Source organism: Mesorhizobium sp. GW821-FHT04C10, from assembly GCF_059420305.1.
This window is the reverse complement of the sequence record NZ_JBWKTL010000001.1, coordinates 3,802,395-3,817,907: the sequence shown is the minus strand read 5'-3', so window position 1 is coordinate 3,817,907 and position 15,513 is coordinate 3,802,395. Positions and strand designations below refer to the sequence as shown.

Annotated in this window: 17 protein-coding genes and 1 tRNA gene; 14 read left to right on the top strand and 4 right to left on the bottom strand. The window is 66.1% G+C overall.

Features of this window, described 5'->3' with window-relative positions; all coding sequences use genetic code 11:
• Positions 1-2 precede the first annotated feature (2 nt).
• Genes AC07UC_RS18465 through AC07UC_RS18455 form a run of 3 tightly spaced genes read left to right on the top strand, consistent with a single transcriptional unit; the run spans position 3 to position 2,151 of the window.
• Positions 3-635, top strand: a complete 633-nt coding sequence (locus AC07UC_RS18465) for a precorrin-8X methylmutase (protein ID WP_202321708.1) — start codon at positions 3-5, stop codon at positions 633-635.
• The gene (locus AC07UC_RS18460) at positions 632-1,390 is read left to right on the top strand and encodes a precorrin-2 C(20)-methyltransferase (RefSeq protein ID WP_494906980.1); all 759 of its coding nucleotides are present in this window, start codon (positions 632-634) and stop codon (positions 1,388-1,390) included. The genes AC07UC_RS18465 and AC07UC_RS18460 overlap by 4 nt, the downstream gene beginning before the upstream one ends.
• The gene (locus AC07UC_RS18455) at positions 1,387-2,151 is read left to right on the top strand and encodes a precorrin-3B C(17)-methyltransferase (protein WP_494906979.1); all 765 of its coding nucleotides are present in this window, start codon (positions 1,387-1,389) and stop codon (positions 2,149-2,151) included. The genes AC07UC_RS18460 and AC07UC_RS18455 overlap by 4 nt, the downstream gene beginning before the upstream one ends.
• Here AC07UC_RS18455 and AC07UC_RS18450 read toward each other — a convergent pair.
• Positions 2,115-2,891: a cobalt-precorrin-6A reductase gene (locus AC07UC_RS18450; protein ID WP_494906978.1), complete on the bottom strand. Its 777-nt coding sequence runs from the start codon at positions 2,889-2,891 to the stop codon at positions 2,115-2,117. The two genes, AC07UC_RS18455 and AC07UC_RS18450, sit on opposite strands and share 37 nt — an antisense overlap.
• Position 2,892: 1 nt before the next feature.
• Between AC07UC_RS18450 and cbiE the strand changes: the two genes are divergently transcribed.
• The 8 genes from cbiE to AC07UC_RS18410 all read left to right on the top strand — a co-directional run bounded on the left by cbiE (position 2,893) and on the right by AC07UC_RS18410 (position 9,503).
• Complete coding sequence (cbiE, locus tag AC07UC_RS18445; RefSeq protein ID WP_494906977.1) at positions 2,893-4,134, top strand: precorrin-6y C5,15-methyltransferase (decarboxylating) subunit CbiE; 1,242 nt, start codon at positions 2,893-2,895, stop codon at positions 4,132-4,134.
• Positions 4,131-4,517 carry a cobalamin biosynthesis protein gene (locus tag AC07UC_RS18440; protein WP_494908960.1) on the top strand — a complete coding sequence of 129 codons (387 nt, stop codon included), beginning with the start codon at positions 4,131-4,133 and terminating at the stop codon, positions 4,515-4,517. The genes cbiE and AC07UC_RS18440 overlap by 4 nt, the downstream gene beginning before the upstream one ends.
• Complete coding sequence (cobM, locus tag AC07UC_RS18435) at positions 4,514-5,278, top strand: precorrin-4 C(11)-methyltransferase (protein WP_494906976.1); 765 nt, start codon at positions 4,514-4,516, stop codon at positions 5,276-5,278. Before AC07UC_RS18440 ends, cobM begins: the two co-directional genes overlap by 4 nt.
• On the top strand, positions 5,275-6,093 hold the full coding sequence (cobA, locus tag AC07UC_RS18430; protein WP_202321696.1) for a uroporphyrinogen-III C-methyltransferase: 819 nt from the start codon (positions 5,275-5,277) through the stop codon (positions 6,091-6,093). The genes cobM and cobA overlap by 4 nt, the downstream gene beginning before the upstream one ends.
• A complete protein-coding gene (locus AC07UC_RS18425; protein ID WP_494906975.1) occupies positions 6,090-7,409 on the top strand; it encodes a cobyrinic acid a,c-diamide synthase CobB in 1,320 nt (439 codons plus the stop codon). Before cobA ends, AC07UC_RS18425 begins: the two co-directional genes overlap by 4 nt.
• On the top strand, positions 7,406-8,182 hold the full coding sequence (gene cobS, locus AC07UC_RS18420; RefSeq protein WP_140775906.1) for an adenosylcobinamide-GDP ribazoletransferase: 777 nt from the start codon (positions 7,406-7,408) through the stop codon (positions 8,180-8,182). The genes AC07UC_RS18425 and cobS overlap by 4 nt, the downstream gene beginning before the upstream one ends.
• 39 nt (positions 8,183-8,221) lie before the next feature.
• Complete coding sequence (cobT, locus tag AC07UC_RS18415; protein ID WP_494906974.1) at positions 8,222-9,232, top strand: nicotinate-nucleotide--dimethylbenzimidazole phosphoribosyltransferase; 1,011 nt, start codon at positions 8,222-8,224, stop codon at positions 9,230-9,232.
• Between the two features lie 94 nt (positions 9,233-9,326).
• On the top strand, positions 9,327-9,503 hold the full coding sequence (locus tag AC07UC_RS18410) for a hypothetical protein (RefSeq protein ID WP_494906973.1): 177 nt from the start codon (positions 9,327-9,329) through the stop codon (positions 9,501-9,503).
• 194 nt (positions 9,504-9,697) lie between these two features.
• Here the strand turns inward: AC07UC_RS18410 and AC07UC_RS18405 are convergent.
• A tRNA-Lys gene (locus tag AC07UC_RS18405) sits at positions 9,698-9,773 on the bottom strand.
• A gap of 107 nt (positions 9,774-9,880) precedes the next feature.
• Positions 9,881-10,789: a PhzF family phenazine biosynthesis protein gene (locus AC07UC_RS18400; RefSeq protein WP_494906972.1), complete on the bottom strand. Its 909-nt coding sequence runs from the start codon at positions 10,787-10,789 to the stop codon at positions 9,881-9,883.
• Positions 10,790-10,889: 100 nt separating this feature from the next.
• On the opposite strand from AC07UC_RS18400, the gene AC07UC_RS18395 reads away from it, so the two are divergent.
• Genes AC07UC_RS18395 through AC07UC_RS18385 form a run of 3 tightly spaced genes read left to right on the top strand, consistent with a single transcriptional unit; the run spans position 10,890 to position 14,112 of the window.
• Positions 10,890-12,179, top strand: a complete 1,290-nt coding sequence (locus tag AC07UC_RS18395) for an efflux RND transporter periplasmic adaptor subunit (protein WP_494906971.1) — start codon at positions 10,890-10,892, stop codon at positions 12,177-12,179.
• A 5-nt stretch (positions 12,180-12,184) separates the two neighbouring features.
• Complete coding sequence (locus tag AC07UC_RS18390; protein WP_494906970.1) at positions 12,185-12,892, top strand: ABC transporter ATP-binding protein; 708 nt, start codon at positions 12,185-12,187, stop codon at positions 12,890-12,892.
• Positions 12,893-12,894: 2 nt separating this feature from the next.
• Positions 12,895-14,112: an ABC transporter permease gene (locus tag AC07UC_RS18385; protein ID WP_140610448.1), complete on the top strand. Its 1,218-nt coding sequence runs from the start codon at positions 12,895-12,897 to the stop codon at positions 14,110-14,112.
• Between the two features lie 95 nt (positions 14,113-14,207).
• Here the strand turns inward: AC07UC_RS18385 and AC07UC_RS18380 are convergent, their stop codons facing one another.
• The gene (locus tag AC07UC_RS18380) at positions 14,208-15,470 is read right to left on the bottom strand and encodes a cation:proton antiporter (RefSeq protein WP_140775900.1); all 1,263 of its coding nucleotides are present in this window, start codon (positions 15,468-15,470) and stop codon (positions 14,208-14,210) included.
• Between the last annotated feature and the right edge of the window lie 43 nt (positions 15,471-15,513).

Here is a 15,513-nt window from a genome sequence, read left to right as displayed (position 1 = left end):
GCATGGCCGCCTACGACTACATTCACGACGGCACGGCGATCTACGAGCGCTCCTTCGCCATCATTCGCGCCGAGGCCAACCTCTCGCGCTTCTCGGACGCCGAGGCCGATGTCGCCATCCGCATGATCCATGCCTGCGGCCAGGTCGAAGCATCAAGCCATTTCGTTTTCTCGCCTGACTTCGTTACCTCTGCACGCAAGGCGCTTGCCGCCGGCGCGCCGATCTTCTGCGATGCCGAAATGGTCTCGCATGGCGTCACCCGCGCCCGGCTGCCGGCCGGCAACGAGGTGATCTGTACGCTGCGCGATCCGCGCACGCACGACATCGCCAAAGAGATCGGCAACACCCGCTCGGCCGCTGCCATCGACCTGTGGGGCGAGCGCATGGCCGGTTCGGTGGTCGCCATCGGCAATGCGCCTACCGCACTGTTCTATCTCCTGGAAAAATTGCGCGACGGCGCGCCGAAGCCGGCGGCTATCATCGGCATGCCGGTCGGCTTCGTCGGTGCCGCCGAATCCAAGGATGCGTTGGCCGAGAATTCTTATGGCGTGCCCTATGCCATCGTGCGCGGCCGGCTTGGCGGCAGCGCCATGACCGCCGCCGCGCTCAATTCATTGGCGAGGCCCGGCCTGTGAACGCGCTCCCCAAAGGCCGACTTGTCGGCGTCGGCACCGGTCCCGGCGATCCAGAACTGTTGACGTTGAAGGCCGCGCGCGCCCTCGCCGAGGCCGATGTCGTCGCCTATTTCGCCAAGCGCGGCAACAACAGCAATGCGCGCGCCATTGTCGAGGCGCGCTTCCGGCCGGACATGCTGGAACTGCCGTTGCTCTATCCCGTGACCACCGAGATCGACAAGGATCACGACGATTACCGCTCGCAGATCACCGGTTTCTACGAGGAGTCGGCCGAAAAGGTCGCAGAACACCTCGAAGCCGGCAGGATGGTAGCCGTCCTGTCCGAGGGCGACCCGCTGTTCTACGGCTCCTACATGCATCTGCATGTCCGCCTCGCCAATCGCTTCCCGACCGAGGTCATTCCAGGCGTCACCGCAATGTCCGGCTGCTGGTCGCAGACCGGTGTGCCGATCGTCCAGGGCGACGACGTGCTGACGGTTTTGCCCGGCACGATGAGCGAGTTTGAGCTGACGCGTCGGCTGGCCGACACCGATGCCGCCGTCATCATGAAGGTCGGCCGCAACCTGCCCAAGATCAGGCGGGCGCTCGAAGCCACCGGCAAGCTGACGCGCGCCGTCTATGTCGAGCGCGGCACCATGGCCGGCAGCGTTTCGATGAAGCTCGCCGACAAGCAGGACGACAAGGCGCCCTATTTCGCCATCGTGCTGGTCGCCGGCTGGTCCGGCCGACCTGGCGGGCTGGGAGCACAGGCATGAGCGGCCGCCTCACCGTCATCGGCCTCGGGCCCGGCAATGCCGATCAGGTCACGCCGCAAGCAAGCCGCGCCGTCGCTGAAGCGAAGTTCTTTTACGGCTACAAACCTTATCTCGACCGGCTGGACCTGCGCCCGGATCAGATCCGTGTCGCCTCCGACAACCGCGAGGAACTCGCCCGCTCCAAGGACGCCTTGATCAAGGCCGCTGAAGGCCACGACGTCGCCGTGGTTTCCGGCGGAGATCCCGGCGTCTTTGCCATGGCGGCCGCGGTTTGCGAGGCGATCGAGGCCGGCCCGGCTGAATGGCGGGCTGTCGACGTTGCCGTGGTGCCGGGCGTCACCGCCATGCTGGCGGTCGCCGCCCGCATCGGCGCACCGCTCGGCCATGATTTCTGCGCCATCTCGCTGTCCGACAATCTGAAGCCGTGGGACCTGATCGAACTGCGCCTGCTTGCTGCGGCCGGCGCGGGCTTCGTCATCGCGCTCTACAACCCCATCAGCAAGGCGCGCCCCTGGCAGCTTGGCCGCGCCTTCGAATGCCTGACCGCGATCCTGCCCGGCACCACGCCGGTCATCTTCGGCCGCGCCGCCGGCCGTCCGGACGAGCGCATCGAGGTTTATCTGCTGGCCGACGTCGACGCGCAAAAGGCCGACATGGCGACCTGCATCATCATCGGGTCGCCGGAAACCCGGATCATCAAGCGCGCAGACAAGCCGGCGCTGGTCTACACGCCGCGTTCGGCATCGGGTTCGACAAAATGATCGGCCCCGAATTGGTTGACAATCGCGGCCAGCGCTTCGACGGTTTCAGCCGAAGGCACCTCCGGCAACATTGGCCTGCGGATCATGATCACCTCGACACCAAGCGCCCGCGCGGCGGCAATCTTGCCGTAGGTGGCGGCGCCGCCGCTGTTCTTGGACACCACGACATCGATGCTGTGTCTCTCCAGCAGCGCGCGCTCGTCAGCTTCGCGGAACGGACCGCGCGCCAGCAGGTAGTCAGCGTCGGGCACGGCGAGCTTCGGCTCGACCGGATCGACGCTGCGGATGAGGTAATGGTGCTGGGGCACGGCTTCGAACGCGGCAACCTCTTGCCGGCCAAGCGCCAGGAAGACGCGGCGCGGTGCCGGACCAAGTGCTCGCACGGCATCGGTGACGCCATCGACCTCAGTCCAGCGGTCGCCTTCGATGGGCTCCCAGCCCGGACGGCGCAGAGCCAGGATCGGTACGCCGGTCGCCCGCGCCGCTTGCGCGGCATTGGCGGAGATTCGCGCCGCATAGGGATGCGTGGCGTCGATCAGCAGGTCGGTGCTGGTCTCCTTGAGGTAGGCGGCCAGACCCTCGGCGCCGCCAAAGCCGCCGCTGCGCACCGGCACGCCTTGCGCGGCCGGGCTTTCGGTGCGACCAGCCAGCGACAGCGTGACCGAAGCGCGTACCGCCAGCTTTCCGGCCAGTTGCCGGGCTTCCGTGGTGCCGCCGAGGATCAGAATACGGTGGGTCATCATGCCTGCTGAAAGTCAGCGCGAAGCCGGCCATACGCCAAAATGGCTTACAATCATCGGCATCGGCGAGGACGGTTTAGCGGGTCTCGGCGACGAGGCCAAGCAGCGGATCGCCGACGCGGAGTTCATCTTCGGCGGCAAGCGCCATCTGGCGCTGGTCGCGTCCTTCGCCAAGGGCGAGCCGCGCTCCTGGCCGGTGCCCTTCGATGCCGGGATGGCTGACGTGCTGGCGCTGGTGGGCCGCAAAGTCTGCGTGCTCGCCTCCGGCGATCCTTTTTTCCACGGCGTCGGCGCCACCCTCGCCCGCAAGGTGGAGCCCCGGGAGATGCATGTCATCCCCGCGCCATCAGCCGTTTCGCTGGCCGCCGCCCGCCTTGGCTGGGCACTGCAGGATATCGAGGCCGTCTCGCTGCATGGCCGGCCGCTTGACCTGATCCGGCCGCTGCTGCAGCCCAACGCACGCATCCTGGCACTGACATCGGACGGCGACGCGCCGGCGGCAATTGCCCGCCTGCTCACAGAACTCGATTTCGGCGCATCGCGGCTGACGGTCCTGGAAGCTTTGGGCGGACCGAACGAGAAACAGCGCATGGCACGCGCCGACGCCTTCGACCTCGAAAACATCAATCCGCTCAACGTGCTGGCCGTCGAAATTGATTCGAATCCGCAAGGCCGTGTGCTGCCGCTCACGGTTGGCCTTGCCGATCATCTGTTCGACCATGACGGCCAGATCACCAAGCGCGAAATCCGCGCTGTCACCTTATCGACGCTGGCGCCCAGGCGCGGCGAGTTGCTGTGGGACATCGGCGCCGGCTCCGGATCGATCGGCATCGAGTGGATGCTCGCCCACCCCTTGATGCGCGCCATCGCCATCGAGGCCGACCCGAGCCGCGCCGCTCGCATCCACCGCAATGCCGCCGCCTGCGGCGTTCCGGGCCTTGTGGTGGTGGAAGGCAACGCGCCAAAGGCGCTTGCCGGGCTGGAGACGCCGGACGCGATCTTCATCGGCGGCGGCGGCAGCGACACCGGTGTCTTGAACACTGCCATCAAGGCGCTACGCCCAGGTGGCCGTCTCGTCGCCAATGCGGTGACGCTGGAGATGGAAACGCTGCTTCTCGCCCAGCACCTGAAACTGGGCGGCGATCTTACCCGGATAGATATTTCGCGCGCCTCGCCGGTCGGTTCGATGCAGGCATGGCGACCGGCCATGCCGGTCACGCAATGGAACTGGGTGAAGCCATGATGGTCGCGGGCATCGGCAGCCGCAAAGGCGTTGGCGTCGAAGACGTGCTTGCCGCGATTGAAACCGCGCTTGAAGCGCATGGGCTGGCAATGACGGCGCTTTCGGCACTGGCCACCGCAGCGCTCAAGAAGGATGAAGACGCGATCGCCGCCGCTGGCCGCACGCTGAACCTCCCGGTTGTCATCGCCGATGACGCAGCGCTTCAAGCCGCCTCGCCCGGCACACTCACCCATTCCAGCCTCTCGCAGGAACTGGCCGGCACGCCCTCGGTTTCCGAAGCGGCAGCCCTCGCCGTTGCCGGGGCCGGTGCAAAACTGCTTGGCCCTCGCACCGTGCTTGGCCCGGTCACCTGCGCCATCGCCATCAGCGGAGACGCGTCATGACCGTCCATTTCATCGGTGCTGGTCCGGGCGCGGCCGACCTCATAACGCTACGCGGCGCCAGGCTCCTGGCAAGCTGCCCGGTCTGCCTGCACGCCGGCTCGATCGTCGCACCCGAATTGCTGCAGCATTGCGCACCCGGGACCAAACTGATCGACACCGCGCCGATGTCGCTTGACGAGATAGAGGCCGCCTATGTCGAGGCCCACAATGCTGGCCATGATGTAGCGCGGCTGCATTCCGGCGACTTGTCGGTTTGGAGTGCGGTCGCCGAGCAGATCCGCCGGCTGGAAAAACACGGGATCCCTTACACGCTGACGCCGGGCGTTCCTTCCTTCGCCGCAGCCGCCGCGGCGCTGCGCCGCGAGTTGACCATTCCCGAAGTGGCGCAAAGCCTGGTGCTGACCCGCATCTCCGGTCGCGCCTCGAAAATGCCACCCGGCGAAACGCTGGCCGGCTTCGGCCGCACCGGCGCCACGCTGGCCATCCATCTTGCCATCCACGCCATCGACCGTGTCGTCGCCGAACTGACGCCGCATTATGGCGGCGATTGTCCGGTGGCGATCGTCTTCCGCGCCTCGTGGCCGGATGAGCGCGTGCTGACGGGAACGCTGGAAACGATCGAGGCACAGCTTGCCGCCGATCCGATGGAGCGCACGGCGATCATTTTCGTCGGCCGCTCGCTGGCGGCGGAAGGCTTTGGCGAGAGTTCATTGTACGACGCCCACTATCAGCGGCGTTTTCGCGGACGGGACGGATTGTGAGCGGCAGCACCAGGAACACAGGCGAAAACGCCACGCTCGAACAGGCGCTCGCCCGGCTGAACTTCAAGCCACGCCCGCTTGAGCCGGGCCATGTCTGGCTGGCCGGCGCCGGTCCCGGCGACCCCGGCTGCCTGACCCTGGAAGTGCTGGCGGCCTTGGCCGAGGCGGATGCGCTGGTTTATGACGCGCTGGTCTCACCCGATGTCGTGGCGGTGGCATCGGCTGCCGAACTGTTCTACGCCGGCAAACGCGGCGGCCAACCGTCGATGAAGCAGGATGACATCACCGCTCTTCTGGTGCGGCTGGCGCGCGAAGGCCGCCGCGTCGTCAGATTGAAGGGCGGCGATCCCTATATTTTCGGCCGTGGCGGCGAAGAGGCACTGGCGCTGGCGCGCGAAGCTATCCCTTTCCGGGTTTTGCCCGGCCTGACATCCGGCCTCAGCGCGCTGGCCGCGACCGGCATCCCGGCCACCATGCGCGGCATCAACAAGGCGGTGATCCTGGCGACCGGCCACGCCGCCGGCACCGACGACGACATCGACTGGGCGGCGATCGCCCGCACCGGCCAGCCGGTTGTCGTCTATATGGGCATGGCGAACCTGCCGCTGATCGCTGCAGCGCTGCTCGACGGCGGGCTGGCGCCATCGACGCCGGCAGCGGTGATCGTCGCCGCGACGACGCCGCAGGAACGGACCGTCGTCGCCACGCTCGCCACCATCGCCGAGGAAGCGGCCGCCGCCGGCCTTGCCTCGCCGGCACTGATCGTCGTCGGCGGCATCGTCGCCATGCGCGCGGCACTGGCGGGCAAGGCATGACGGCCCGCGCGATCATCATCGGCGCGCCGCGCTCCGGCTCGGGCAAGACCAGCGTCACCATCGGCATTCTGCGCGCGCTCACCCGGCGCGGGCTGAAGGTGCGGGGCGCCAAATCCGGCCCCGACTATATCGATCCCGGCTTCCACACGGCCGCCACCGGCCTGTCCGGCGTCAATCTCGACAGCTGGGCGATGCCGCCATCGCTGCTCAACGCGCTCGCCGCACAGGCGGCCGACGACACCGATTTCGTCATCCTCGAAAGCGCCATGGGCCTGTTCGACGGCATTCCGGCCGCGCCAGGCCGCACCGGTTCGGCGGCCGATCTCGCCCGGCTCTACGGCCTGCCTGTGCTGCTGGTGCTCGACGTGTCCGGCCAATCGACCACCGCGGCGGCCGTCGCCAAGGGTTTTGCCACTTACGATCCTGATGTGCGCATGGCTGGCGTCGTGCTCAACCGATTGGGCAGCGAGCGCCACCGCCGGCTGTCCGGCGACGCCATCGAGGCAATCGGCCTGCCTGTCGTCGGCGCCATCTTACGCGACCCCACCCTGAACCTGCCCGAGCGGCACCTCGGCCTCGTTCAGGCCGGCGAATATGATGACCTGATGGCGCATCTCGACCGCCTTGCCGACATGGCGGAGAAGTCGCTCGACCTCGACGCGGTCATGGCGCTGGCAACGCCCCTCACCCCGGCGGAAGGCGGCTTCGACGAGGCGCTGCAGCCGCCCGGCCAGCGGATAGCCCTGGCGGAAGATGCAGCCTTCACCTTCCTCTACCCGCATGTCGCCAGCTATTGGCGCAAGGCGGGCGCGGAAATCGTTCCGTTCTCGCCACTCGCCGACGAAGCGCCCGACGAGGATTGTGACGTCTGCTGGCTGCCAGGCGGCTATCCCGAGCTTCACGCCGGCCGGCTCGCGGCGTCAGAGACCTTCAAGACCGGAATGGCGCGCTTCGCCGCGACCAAGCCCGTGCATGGCGAGTGCGGCGGCTTCATGGTGCTTGGCCAGACGCTGGAGGATGCCTCGGGCGAAACGCACGCAATGCTTGGCCTGCTTGGCCATTCCACCAGTTTTGCAAAGCGGAAGATGAATCTTGGCTACCGCGAGGCGCGGCTGCGCGCCGATTGCCCGCTGGGCGTGCAGGGCGCGCTGATCCGGGGCCACGAATTCCACTATGCGCAGATGACGGCAACCGGCAATGACGAGCCGCTGGCCGACCTCGCCGATGGTCAGGGCAATCCGATCGGCGCCTCCGGCTATCGGCGCGGCCATGTCAGCGGCACCTTCTTCCATGCGATAGCGAGGGGCGGCGCATGAAGCTCCCGAATTTGACCCTTTCGCCTCGGCAAATCCTCGACGACATGGCGCTCTGCCTGGTATTCTTCACCCGCCTGCCTCTACCCATCCTCGACTTTCGCGGCCGCAGCCTTGCCGCCGCCATCTGGGCCGCGCCGGTCGCCGGCCTCGTCGTCGGCCTGATCGGCGCCATCGTCTTTGCCACGGCGGAACGGTTTGGCCTTGCCATGGGCCCGGCGGCGGCCCTTGCCCTGGTTTCAACCGTGATCACCACCGGTTGCCTGCACGAGGACGGACTGTCCGACGTCGCCGACGGCTTTGGCGGCGGCAAATCGCGCGGCCGCAAGCTGGAGATCATGCGCGACAGCCGCATCGGGGCCTATGGCGCGGCGGCCCTGACCCTGTCGCTGCTGATCCGCTGGAACGTGCTTTCGGAATTCGTCGACCCCACGCAGGCCCTCTTCGCTCTCGTTGCTGCCCACGCCGCCTCACGCGGCGTGCTTGGCGCCTTCATGCACCTGTTGCCGCCGGCACGGTCCGATGGCCTGTCGGCCGGTGCCGGTACGGTCTCGCAGGAAATCGCCATCGTCGGCGCCGTGCTTGGCGCGATCCCTCTCCTGCTGCTTGGGCTCGGCGGCGCCATCGCCGCGCTCATCCTGCTCGGCCTGCTGTTTGCCGCCTTCCATGCCCTTTGCCTCAACCAGATCGGTGGCCAGACTGGCGACACGATCGGCGCCTTGCAGCAGGTGAGCGAAATATCAGTGCTTCTCGTCGCTTCCGTCGCGCTTTCCTGATTCCCCTTGACCTGATTCTCTTCCGGAGACCTTGCCCCCATGCCCTTCAAATCCCTCGATGAATTGCGCGCCGCCTGCCTCGACCTGCCCGCCGGCAGCGATACCGCCGCAAAGGCCGTTGCCCGCCGCCAGGATACGCTGACCAAGCCGCAAGGCAGCCTCGGCCGGCTGGAAACCATCGCCGCATGGCTGGCGCGCTGGCAGGGCCGCGACATGCCAAAACTCGACCGCGTGAAAGTGTTTGTCTTCGCCGGCAATCACGGCGTCACCGCGCAGGGCGTGTCGGCCTTCCCTTCCGAAGTGACAGTGCAGATGGTGGCGAACTTCGCCGGCGGCGGTGCCGCCATCAACCAGCTCGCCCGCATCGCCGGCGCCGAACTCGATGTCATCCCGCTCGACCTCGACCATCCTACGGGCGACTTCACGCAAGTGCCGGCAATGGACGAGAAAGCCTTCCTCGCCGCCGTGTCGGCCGGCTACGACGCCGTGACGAAGGATCTCGACCTGATCTGCTTCGGCGAGATGGGCATCGGCAACACCACGCCGGCTGCCGCCATTTCAGCGGCCCTCTTCGGCGGGGGCGCGGAAAAATGGACCGGGCGCGGCACCGGCGTCGACGATGCCGGCCTGAAGCGCAAGGTTGTCGCCATCGAAGCCGGCCTCAAGCGCCACGCAGCCGCCCTTGCCGATCCGCTGGGCGTTGCCGCGGCACTCGGTGGCCGAGAACTCGCCGCCATCTTCGGCGCCACGCTCGCCGCCCGTCATCTCGGCATTCCCGTGCTGCTCGACGGCTTCGTCTGCACCGCCGCCGCCGCCCCGCTGGCAAGGCTGCACCCGACAGGGCTGGCCCACACAATCGCGGCCCACGTCTCGGCCGAATCGGGCCATCGCGGCCTGCTCGAAGCGCTCGGCCTGCCGCCGCTGCTCGATCTCGGCATGCGGCTCGGTGAGGGTTCGGGCGCCTGCCTCGCCGTCAACATCGTGCGCTCGGCACTGGAGTGTCATGCGAGAATGGCGAGCTTTGCCGAGGCTGGGGTCTCGGAGAAGTAGCTTCGGACTTCTGCGGTTGGGTCCGTGAACCCGCTCCCGTCACCGGCAGGAGTGGCATCTTCCTGCTACGGCGATTCTCGAATAGATCTGGCGGATGAAAAAACTCCATCCCGCCGCCGCTGCGGTGGCTATTGCCGTTGTGCTTGCCATTGTGCTTCGGCGCGATGGATACTCCAGCCACGGCCCGATCGACACCGCGATTTTCGTTGTTTTCCTTGGTTTTCTTCTGGTGGCTCATCAGCGATTTCTCGGGCGGGAAAGGCGGAACTGACGCCAGCGAAGCTGAAAGCGTAGAAAAGAACATTGCTTTTCGGTTCGGCCGATTTCTAAGCCGCATTTTTGCACGCAATTAGATCATCATGAGCACGAAATAGCGTTGCTGGTTGAAAAGCCGCAGCACTTGGCCCGAGACGCGCCACACGCGTCTCGCTTTTCAGGGTCTTTCCACCAAGTCTTCTAGGAATTTGGTGGGTGCGCACAGGATTGAACTGTGGACCCGCTGATTAAGAGTCAGCTGCTCTACCAACTGAGCTACGCACCCACTCGGCCGGCAAAAACCGGCGTTGGCGGGCATATAGCCGCCACCATCGGCCATGTCTAGCCCTGCCGGAATCATTTCCCGACAAATCGCTGAAGTGACGCAGATGGTCACACGAAAAGCTTGCCTTCCGCCACCTTGACCGCGTTACCGCCAATGCGCGCCGAGGCCAGTTTTCCGCCTTCGACATTGAGCTCCAGGCGGATGCGAGACGGCCGGCCCATCTCCAGCCCCTGCTCGATCCACAGCTGTGAAATGCCATCCGTCGGGCCGTCGAAATGCATGATGGCGCCGGCGAAGGCGGCCGCCGCTGAACCCGTCGCCGGATCCTCATAGGAAGGCGTGCCGGGCACGATCATGCGGACATGAAAGGCGCTTTCGTGGTTCACCGTCTCGCGGCAATAGACATAAGGGCTGGCGAAGGCCCATTCGCTCTTGCGCGGTGCCAGTTCCGACCAGGCCTGGTTGTCCAGCCGGATGCGGCCCGCCGCCTCGAGATTGGCGACAGGAATGGTCACATAGGGCACGCCGGCCGACCAGAACGAGACGCGGTGATTCTCGAAGCCGATCTCGTGCGGCGCAAGGCCAAGGGCTGCCCCGATCGCTTCCGGATCGGCCTCGAGCTTCAGCGGTTCCGGCAGTTTCGCCAGATCGAACTCGGCGAAGGTGTTGCCATCGTGCCTGCTGACGGCGCAGCGCACCGGGCCGATGTTCTCTTCCAGCACGAAGATGCCGGCACCGCCCTCGCCGGCCAGCTCGGCAAGCGCGATTGCCGATCCCACCGTCGGATGGCCGGCGAACGGCATTTCATAGTCGGGCGTGAAGATGCGGATCCGGTTTTTGTGCTTGGGATTGTCGGGCGGCAGCACAAAGACCGATTCGGACAGGTTGAATTCGCGCGCGATGGCCTGCATCGCCGCCGTGTCCAGACCTTTGCAATCCAACACCACGGCCAGCGGGTTTCCGGCCAGTCGCTCGGTCGTAAACACATCGTAAAGCAAGTAATTCCGGGTTTGCATTCCTGCCTCAATCCCAACATGGGCGAAATTTAATTTGATATTTGAACCGGTAAGCCTGATCTGTGCACAGATAGGGACATACGCATCATAGGGGTCCGACGTGGACCAGATTGTCAATCTGCCAAAGACGGAATCGGATTCCGCCATCGAGACGGCGCTTGGGCTCGACCGACAAGGTCTGCGCAAGACGCGCCGGCGTGGCTGGCTCTATGCGCTGCTGACCTTGATCGTGCTTGCCGCCGGTCTTGGCCTCTATCAATGGTATGCGGCCACGCCCGCCAGGATCGATTACACCACCGTGCCGGCCGCCAAGGCCGACCTCACCGTCCAGGTTTCGGCGACGGGCACGCTGCAGCCGCTCACCCAGGTCGACATTTCCAGCCAGCTTTCCGGCATCATACGCTCGGTCTCGGTCAACGAGAACCAGCAGGTGAAGAAAGGCGACGTGCTGGCGGCCCTCGACACCGCCAAGCTTCAGGTCCAGATCGAACGGGCCGAGGCTTCCGCGAAAGGGGCGGCAGCCAATGTCGAAGACGCCACGGTGACGCTGGCCGAAAACGAAAGCGCGCTGGTGCGCGCGGCCGCCTTGACCAAGCGTGGCATGGCGACCGACCAGTCGCTCGAGGCGGCAACCGCGACGCGCGACCGCTCCAAGGCGGCGCTTGACAGCGCCCAGGCCAATCTCGCCATCGCCAATGCCGATCTCAAATCGCAGCAGACGGACCTTGCGAACAGCACCATCTATGCCCCGATCGACGGCATCGTGCTGACGCGCTCGGTCGACCCCGGCCAGACGGTCGCCTCCTCGCTGCAGGCGCCGGTGCTGTTCGTCATCGCCGCGGATTTGCGGAACATGGAGCTGGTGGCGGCGGTCGACGAGGCCGACATCGGCGCCGTCAAGACAGGCCAGCATGCCCGTTTCACCGTCGATGCCTTCCCCGACCGGCTGTTCGATGCCGAGATCCGCGACATCTCCTATGCCTCGGTCACGACAGACGGTGTCGTCACCTACAATGCGCGGCTCGAGGTCGACAACAACGAGCTGTTGTTGCGGCCCGGCATGACCGCCACCGTTTCGGTCGTCACGAGGGAGGCGAAGGGCGTGCTGACCGTGCCCTCCTCCGCCTTCCGCTACCGCCCGGCGCAGCAGGCCGCGCGTGGATGGAGCCTCAGCGACCTGTTCACCGGCCGCATGGGTCGTCCGGGCGGCAACCGCCAGCGGCAGGCGACAACCCCGACCGATGGCTCGCGCACGCTCTATGTGCTGGAGAATGGCCGGCCGCATCCGGTCAACGTCAAGATCGGCTCGACCGATGGCGAACTGACCGAGATCACATCCGGCCTGGACGAAGGCGCGCAGGTCATCACCGCCTCGCAGCCGCGGAGCTGACGGCCGTGGCCGCGGGCGCGACGCTCATCACCTTCGACAAGGTCTGGAAGAGCTATGGCCAGGGCGAAGCCAAGGTCCATGCGCTCGCCGGCGTCGACCTTGCCATCAGGCGCGGCGAATTCGTCGCCATCATGGGGCCGTCCGGCTCCGGCAAATCGACCGCGATGAACATCATCGGCTGCCTCGACACGCCGACGGCCGGAACCTACTCCTTCATGGGCGTCGACGCCGGCCGGCTCGACCGCAACCGCCGCGCCATGCTGCGCAACCTCTATGTCGGCTTCGTCTTCCAGGGCTACAATCTGCTCGCGCGCACCACGGCCGCCGAAAATGTCGAACTGCCGCTGATCTATCGGGGCGTGGCCGCCCGCGAGCGGCGCGACCTCGCCATGCAAGCACTCGCCCAGGTCGGCCTGGTCGGCCGCGAGCATCATACGCCGGCGGAACTTTCCGGCGGCCAGCAGCAGCGCGTGGCCATCGCGCGCGCCATCGTCACCCGGCCGACGCTGCTCGTCGCCGACGAACCGACCGGCAACCTCGACACCGCCCGCACGCACGAGATCATGGAACTGCTGACGAAGCTCAACAAGGAGCTCGGCCTGACCGTCACCATGGTCACGCATGAGGCCGACGTCGCCGAATATGCCGAACGCACCATCCGCTTCCTCGATGGCCACGTCGCATCAGACACCGTGAATGTCGAGGTGGCCTGACCATGATCTGGGAAACCGTCCGCCTCTCGCTGCGCTCGATCCGCCGCAACGTGCTGCGCTCGTTCCTGACGCTGCTCGGCATCGTCATCGGTGTCGCCGCCGTCATTGCCATGCTGACCATCGGTTCCGGCACCACGCAGAAGGTCAAGGCCGACATTTCCAAGCTCGGCAGCAACCTGCTGGTCGTCCGTGCCGGTCGCCCGGCCGGTCCCGGCGGCCCGGGCGGGCTCGACCAGGTGGTGCGGCCGCTGGCCGAGAAGGACCTTGCCGCACTGGTCGCGCATCTCACCGGCGCGCGCGCCATCTCGCCGGCCTCGCAGAAGCAGGTCCGCGTCATCTTCGGCACCGAGAGCCTGACCTCGGGCGTGACCGGCACCGACAGCGCCTATCTCGACGCACGCGACTGGAAGCTGGTGTCCGGCCGCCCGTTCAGCGATTCCGAAACCCGCTCGGGCACCGGCGTGTGCCTGATCGGCGAGACGGTGCGCCAGCAGTTCTTCGGCGCCGGCGACCCGGAGGGCGAGATCATCCGCGTCAACCGTACTTCGTGCAAGATCATCGGCTTGCTCGAACCCAAGGGCTACACTGGCTTCGGCCAGGACCAGGACAATGTCGTGCTGATGCCGCTGCACGCCTATCAGCGCCGCATCGCCGGCAATCGCGACATCGACAACATCTACATCGCCGCCGACGACCGCACACCGACCAGCGAGTTGCAGCCACGTGTCGAGGACATCTTGCGCGATGCGCGCCGCGTCACGCCTGACCGCGAGAGCGATTTCGCCATCCGCGACATGACGCAGATCGCCGACGCCATGGCCAGCGCCACCACCACCATGACCGGCATGCTTGGCGCGGTCGCCGGCGTCAGCCTTCTGGTCGGCGGCATCGGCATCATGAACATCATGCTGGTCTCGGTCACCGAACGCACGCGCGAGATCGGCATCAGGCTCGCCATCGGCGCGCATGAAAAGCACATCCTCATCCAGTTCCTGGTCGAGGCCACGGTGCTGTCGCTGCTCGGCGGCATTATCGGTATCCTGATCGGCCTGGCGCTGGCCGGCCTTGCCTCCGTGACGCTGACCATCCCCTTCGCGCCAAGCCCGGCGGTCATCCTGCTCGCTGTCGGCTTTTCGGCACTGATCGGCATGGTGTTCGGCTTCTTCCCGGCCCTGCGCGGCGCCAGGCTCGATCCGATCGACGCGTTGCGGCACGAATAAGCAGCAGCTCGACGGCTATTCCCAACCCTGGACGCTTGCCTGCGCGGCGCAGGACAACACGCCGCGCTGACAAGGCCTGTGAAAAACCGGGCAAGCTACACGCTGGCCGGGTCCGTCGTCCTGCCGATCACCCACTTCATCGTCAGTCCCTGGACGATGATCGAGAAGATCACCACTGCGTAGGTCGCTGTCAGCAGCACGGGTTTGGCCGCGCTGTCCGGCAAGGACAGCGCCAGCGCCACTGAAACGCCGCCGCGCAGGCCGCCCCAGGTCAACACGGGAATGGATCCTGCCGAGAAGGTCTGGCGTACCGCCAGCAGCGAGATCGGAATCCAGACGGAGACAAAGCGCCCGGCCAGCACGATCGGGATCGCGATCAGCACGATCCAGCCATGCGAGGGATCGAACGACAGCACCAGCACTTCCAGTCCGAGCAACAGGAACAGGACGGAATTCAGCATCTCGTCGACCACCTCCCAGAAAGCGAAGAGATAATCCTCCACCGTCTCGCTCATCGCATGCTCGGCGCCATGGTTGCCGATCAAAAGGCCCGCGACGACCACGGCGATCGGCCCCGAAATGTGCAGCCGGTTGCAGAGCGTGTAGGTGCCGATGCAGACGGCGAGCGAGATCAGGATCTCGACGATGTGATCGTCGACGGCCAGCATCGCGCGATAGGCGATCCATCCGGTCAGGAGCCCGAACAGCGCACCGCCCAGCCCATCACGCAGCAGCAGTTCGCCAATGTCCCAAAGGTCGGGCCGGTGCTGGCCCGTGGTCGCGACAGCCACCGCCAGCAGCACGCCGAACGCCACCACCGCGACGCCGTCGTTGAACAAGGACTCGCCGGCGATCTTGGCCTTGATCGATTCCGGCACGTTGATGGATTTGAGCAGGCCGAGCACGGCGACCGGATCGGTCGGCGAAATCAACGCGCCGAACACCAGGGCCCATGGCAGGGGGACGTTGAAGCCAAGCCCGCCAGCCACGAACCACAAGGCTACCCCGACCACCGCCGTCGAGATGACGACACCGATGCTGGCCATCAGGGTGATCGCCCATTTCTGCCCTTTGAGCAGATCGAAATCGACATGCAGGGCGCCGGCAAACAGCAGCAGCGACAGCATGCCGTTCATGATCGCCGAGGTAAAATCGATCTCTTGCATCACATTCTGCAGCGTGGCCGTGATGCCGAGACCCGGCGCGATCTTCTCCAGGGCAAGCAGGAGCAGTGACGCCGCCAGCGCCATGATCAAAAGCCCGATCGTATGCGGCAGTTTGAGGAAACGCAGGTTCAGCCAGCCGAACAGGGCCGACAACGTCAACAGCAGCGCGGCGATTTCAAAGACTGACAGCATGCGGCCCCCGCCGATTCGTCAAAACCGAGGGGAGTTTAGAAGC

Coding starts and splice junctions, on each gene's coding strand:
- AC07UC_RS18380 (WP_140775900.1), bottom strand. CDS start 15,470: ATGCTGTCAGTCTTTGAAATCGCCGCGCTGCTGTTGACGTTGTCGGCC.
- AC07UC_RS18410 (WP_494906973.1), top strand. CDS start 9,327: ATGAAAAAACTCCATCCCGCCGCCGCTGCGGTGGCTATTGCCGTTGTG.
- AC07UC_RS18425 (WP_494906975.1), top strand. CDS start 6,090: ATGACGGCCCGCGCGATCATCATCGGCGCGCCGCGCTCCGGCTCGGGC.
- cobT (WP_494906974.1), top strand. CDS start 8,222: ATGCCCTTCAAATCCCTCGATGAATTGCGCGCCGCCTGCCTCGACCTG.
- cobM (WP_494906976.1), top strand. CDS start 4,514: ATGACCGTCCATTTCATCGGTGCTGGTCCGGGCGCGGCCGACCTCATA.
- AC07UC_RS18440 (WP_494908960.1), top strand. CDS start 4,131: ATGATGGTCGCGGGCATCGGCAGCCGCAAAGGCGTTGGCGTCGAAGAC.
- AC07UC_RS18455 (WP_494906979.1), top strand. CDS start 1,387: ATGAGCGGCCGCCTCACCGTCATCGGCCTCGGGCCCGGCAATGCCGAT.
- AC07UC_RS18385 (WP_140610448.1), top strand. CDS start 12,895: ATGATCTGGGAAACCGTCCGCCTCTCGCTGCGCTCGATCCGCCGCAAC.
- AC07UC_RS18400 (WP_494906972.1), bottom strand. CDS start 10,789: ATGCAAACCCGGAATTACTTGCTTTACGATGTGTTTACGACCGAGCGA.
- AC07UC_RS18465 (WP_202321708.1), top strand. CDS start 3: ATGGCCGCCTACGACTACATTCACGACGGCACGGCGATCTACGAGCGC.
- AC07UC_RS18450 (WP_494906978.1), bottom strand. CDS start 2,891: ATGACCCACCGTATTCTGATCCTCGGCGGCACCACGGAAGCCCGGCAA.
- cobS (WP_140775906.1), top strand. CDS start 7,406: ATGAAGCTCCCGAATTTGACCCTTTCGCCTCGGCAAATCCTCGACGAC.
- cbiE (WP_494906977.1), top strand. CDS start 2,893: ATGCCTGCTGAAAGTCAGCGCGAAGCCGGCCATACGCCAAAATGGCTT.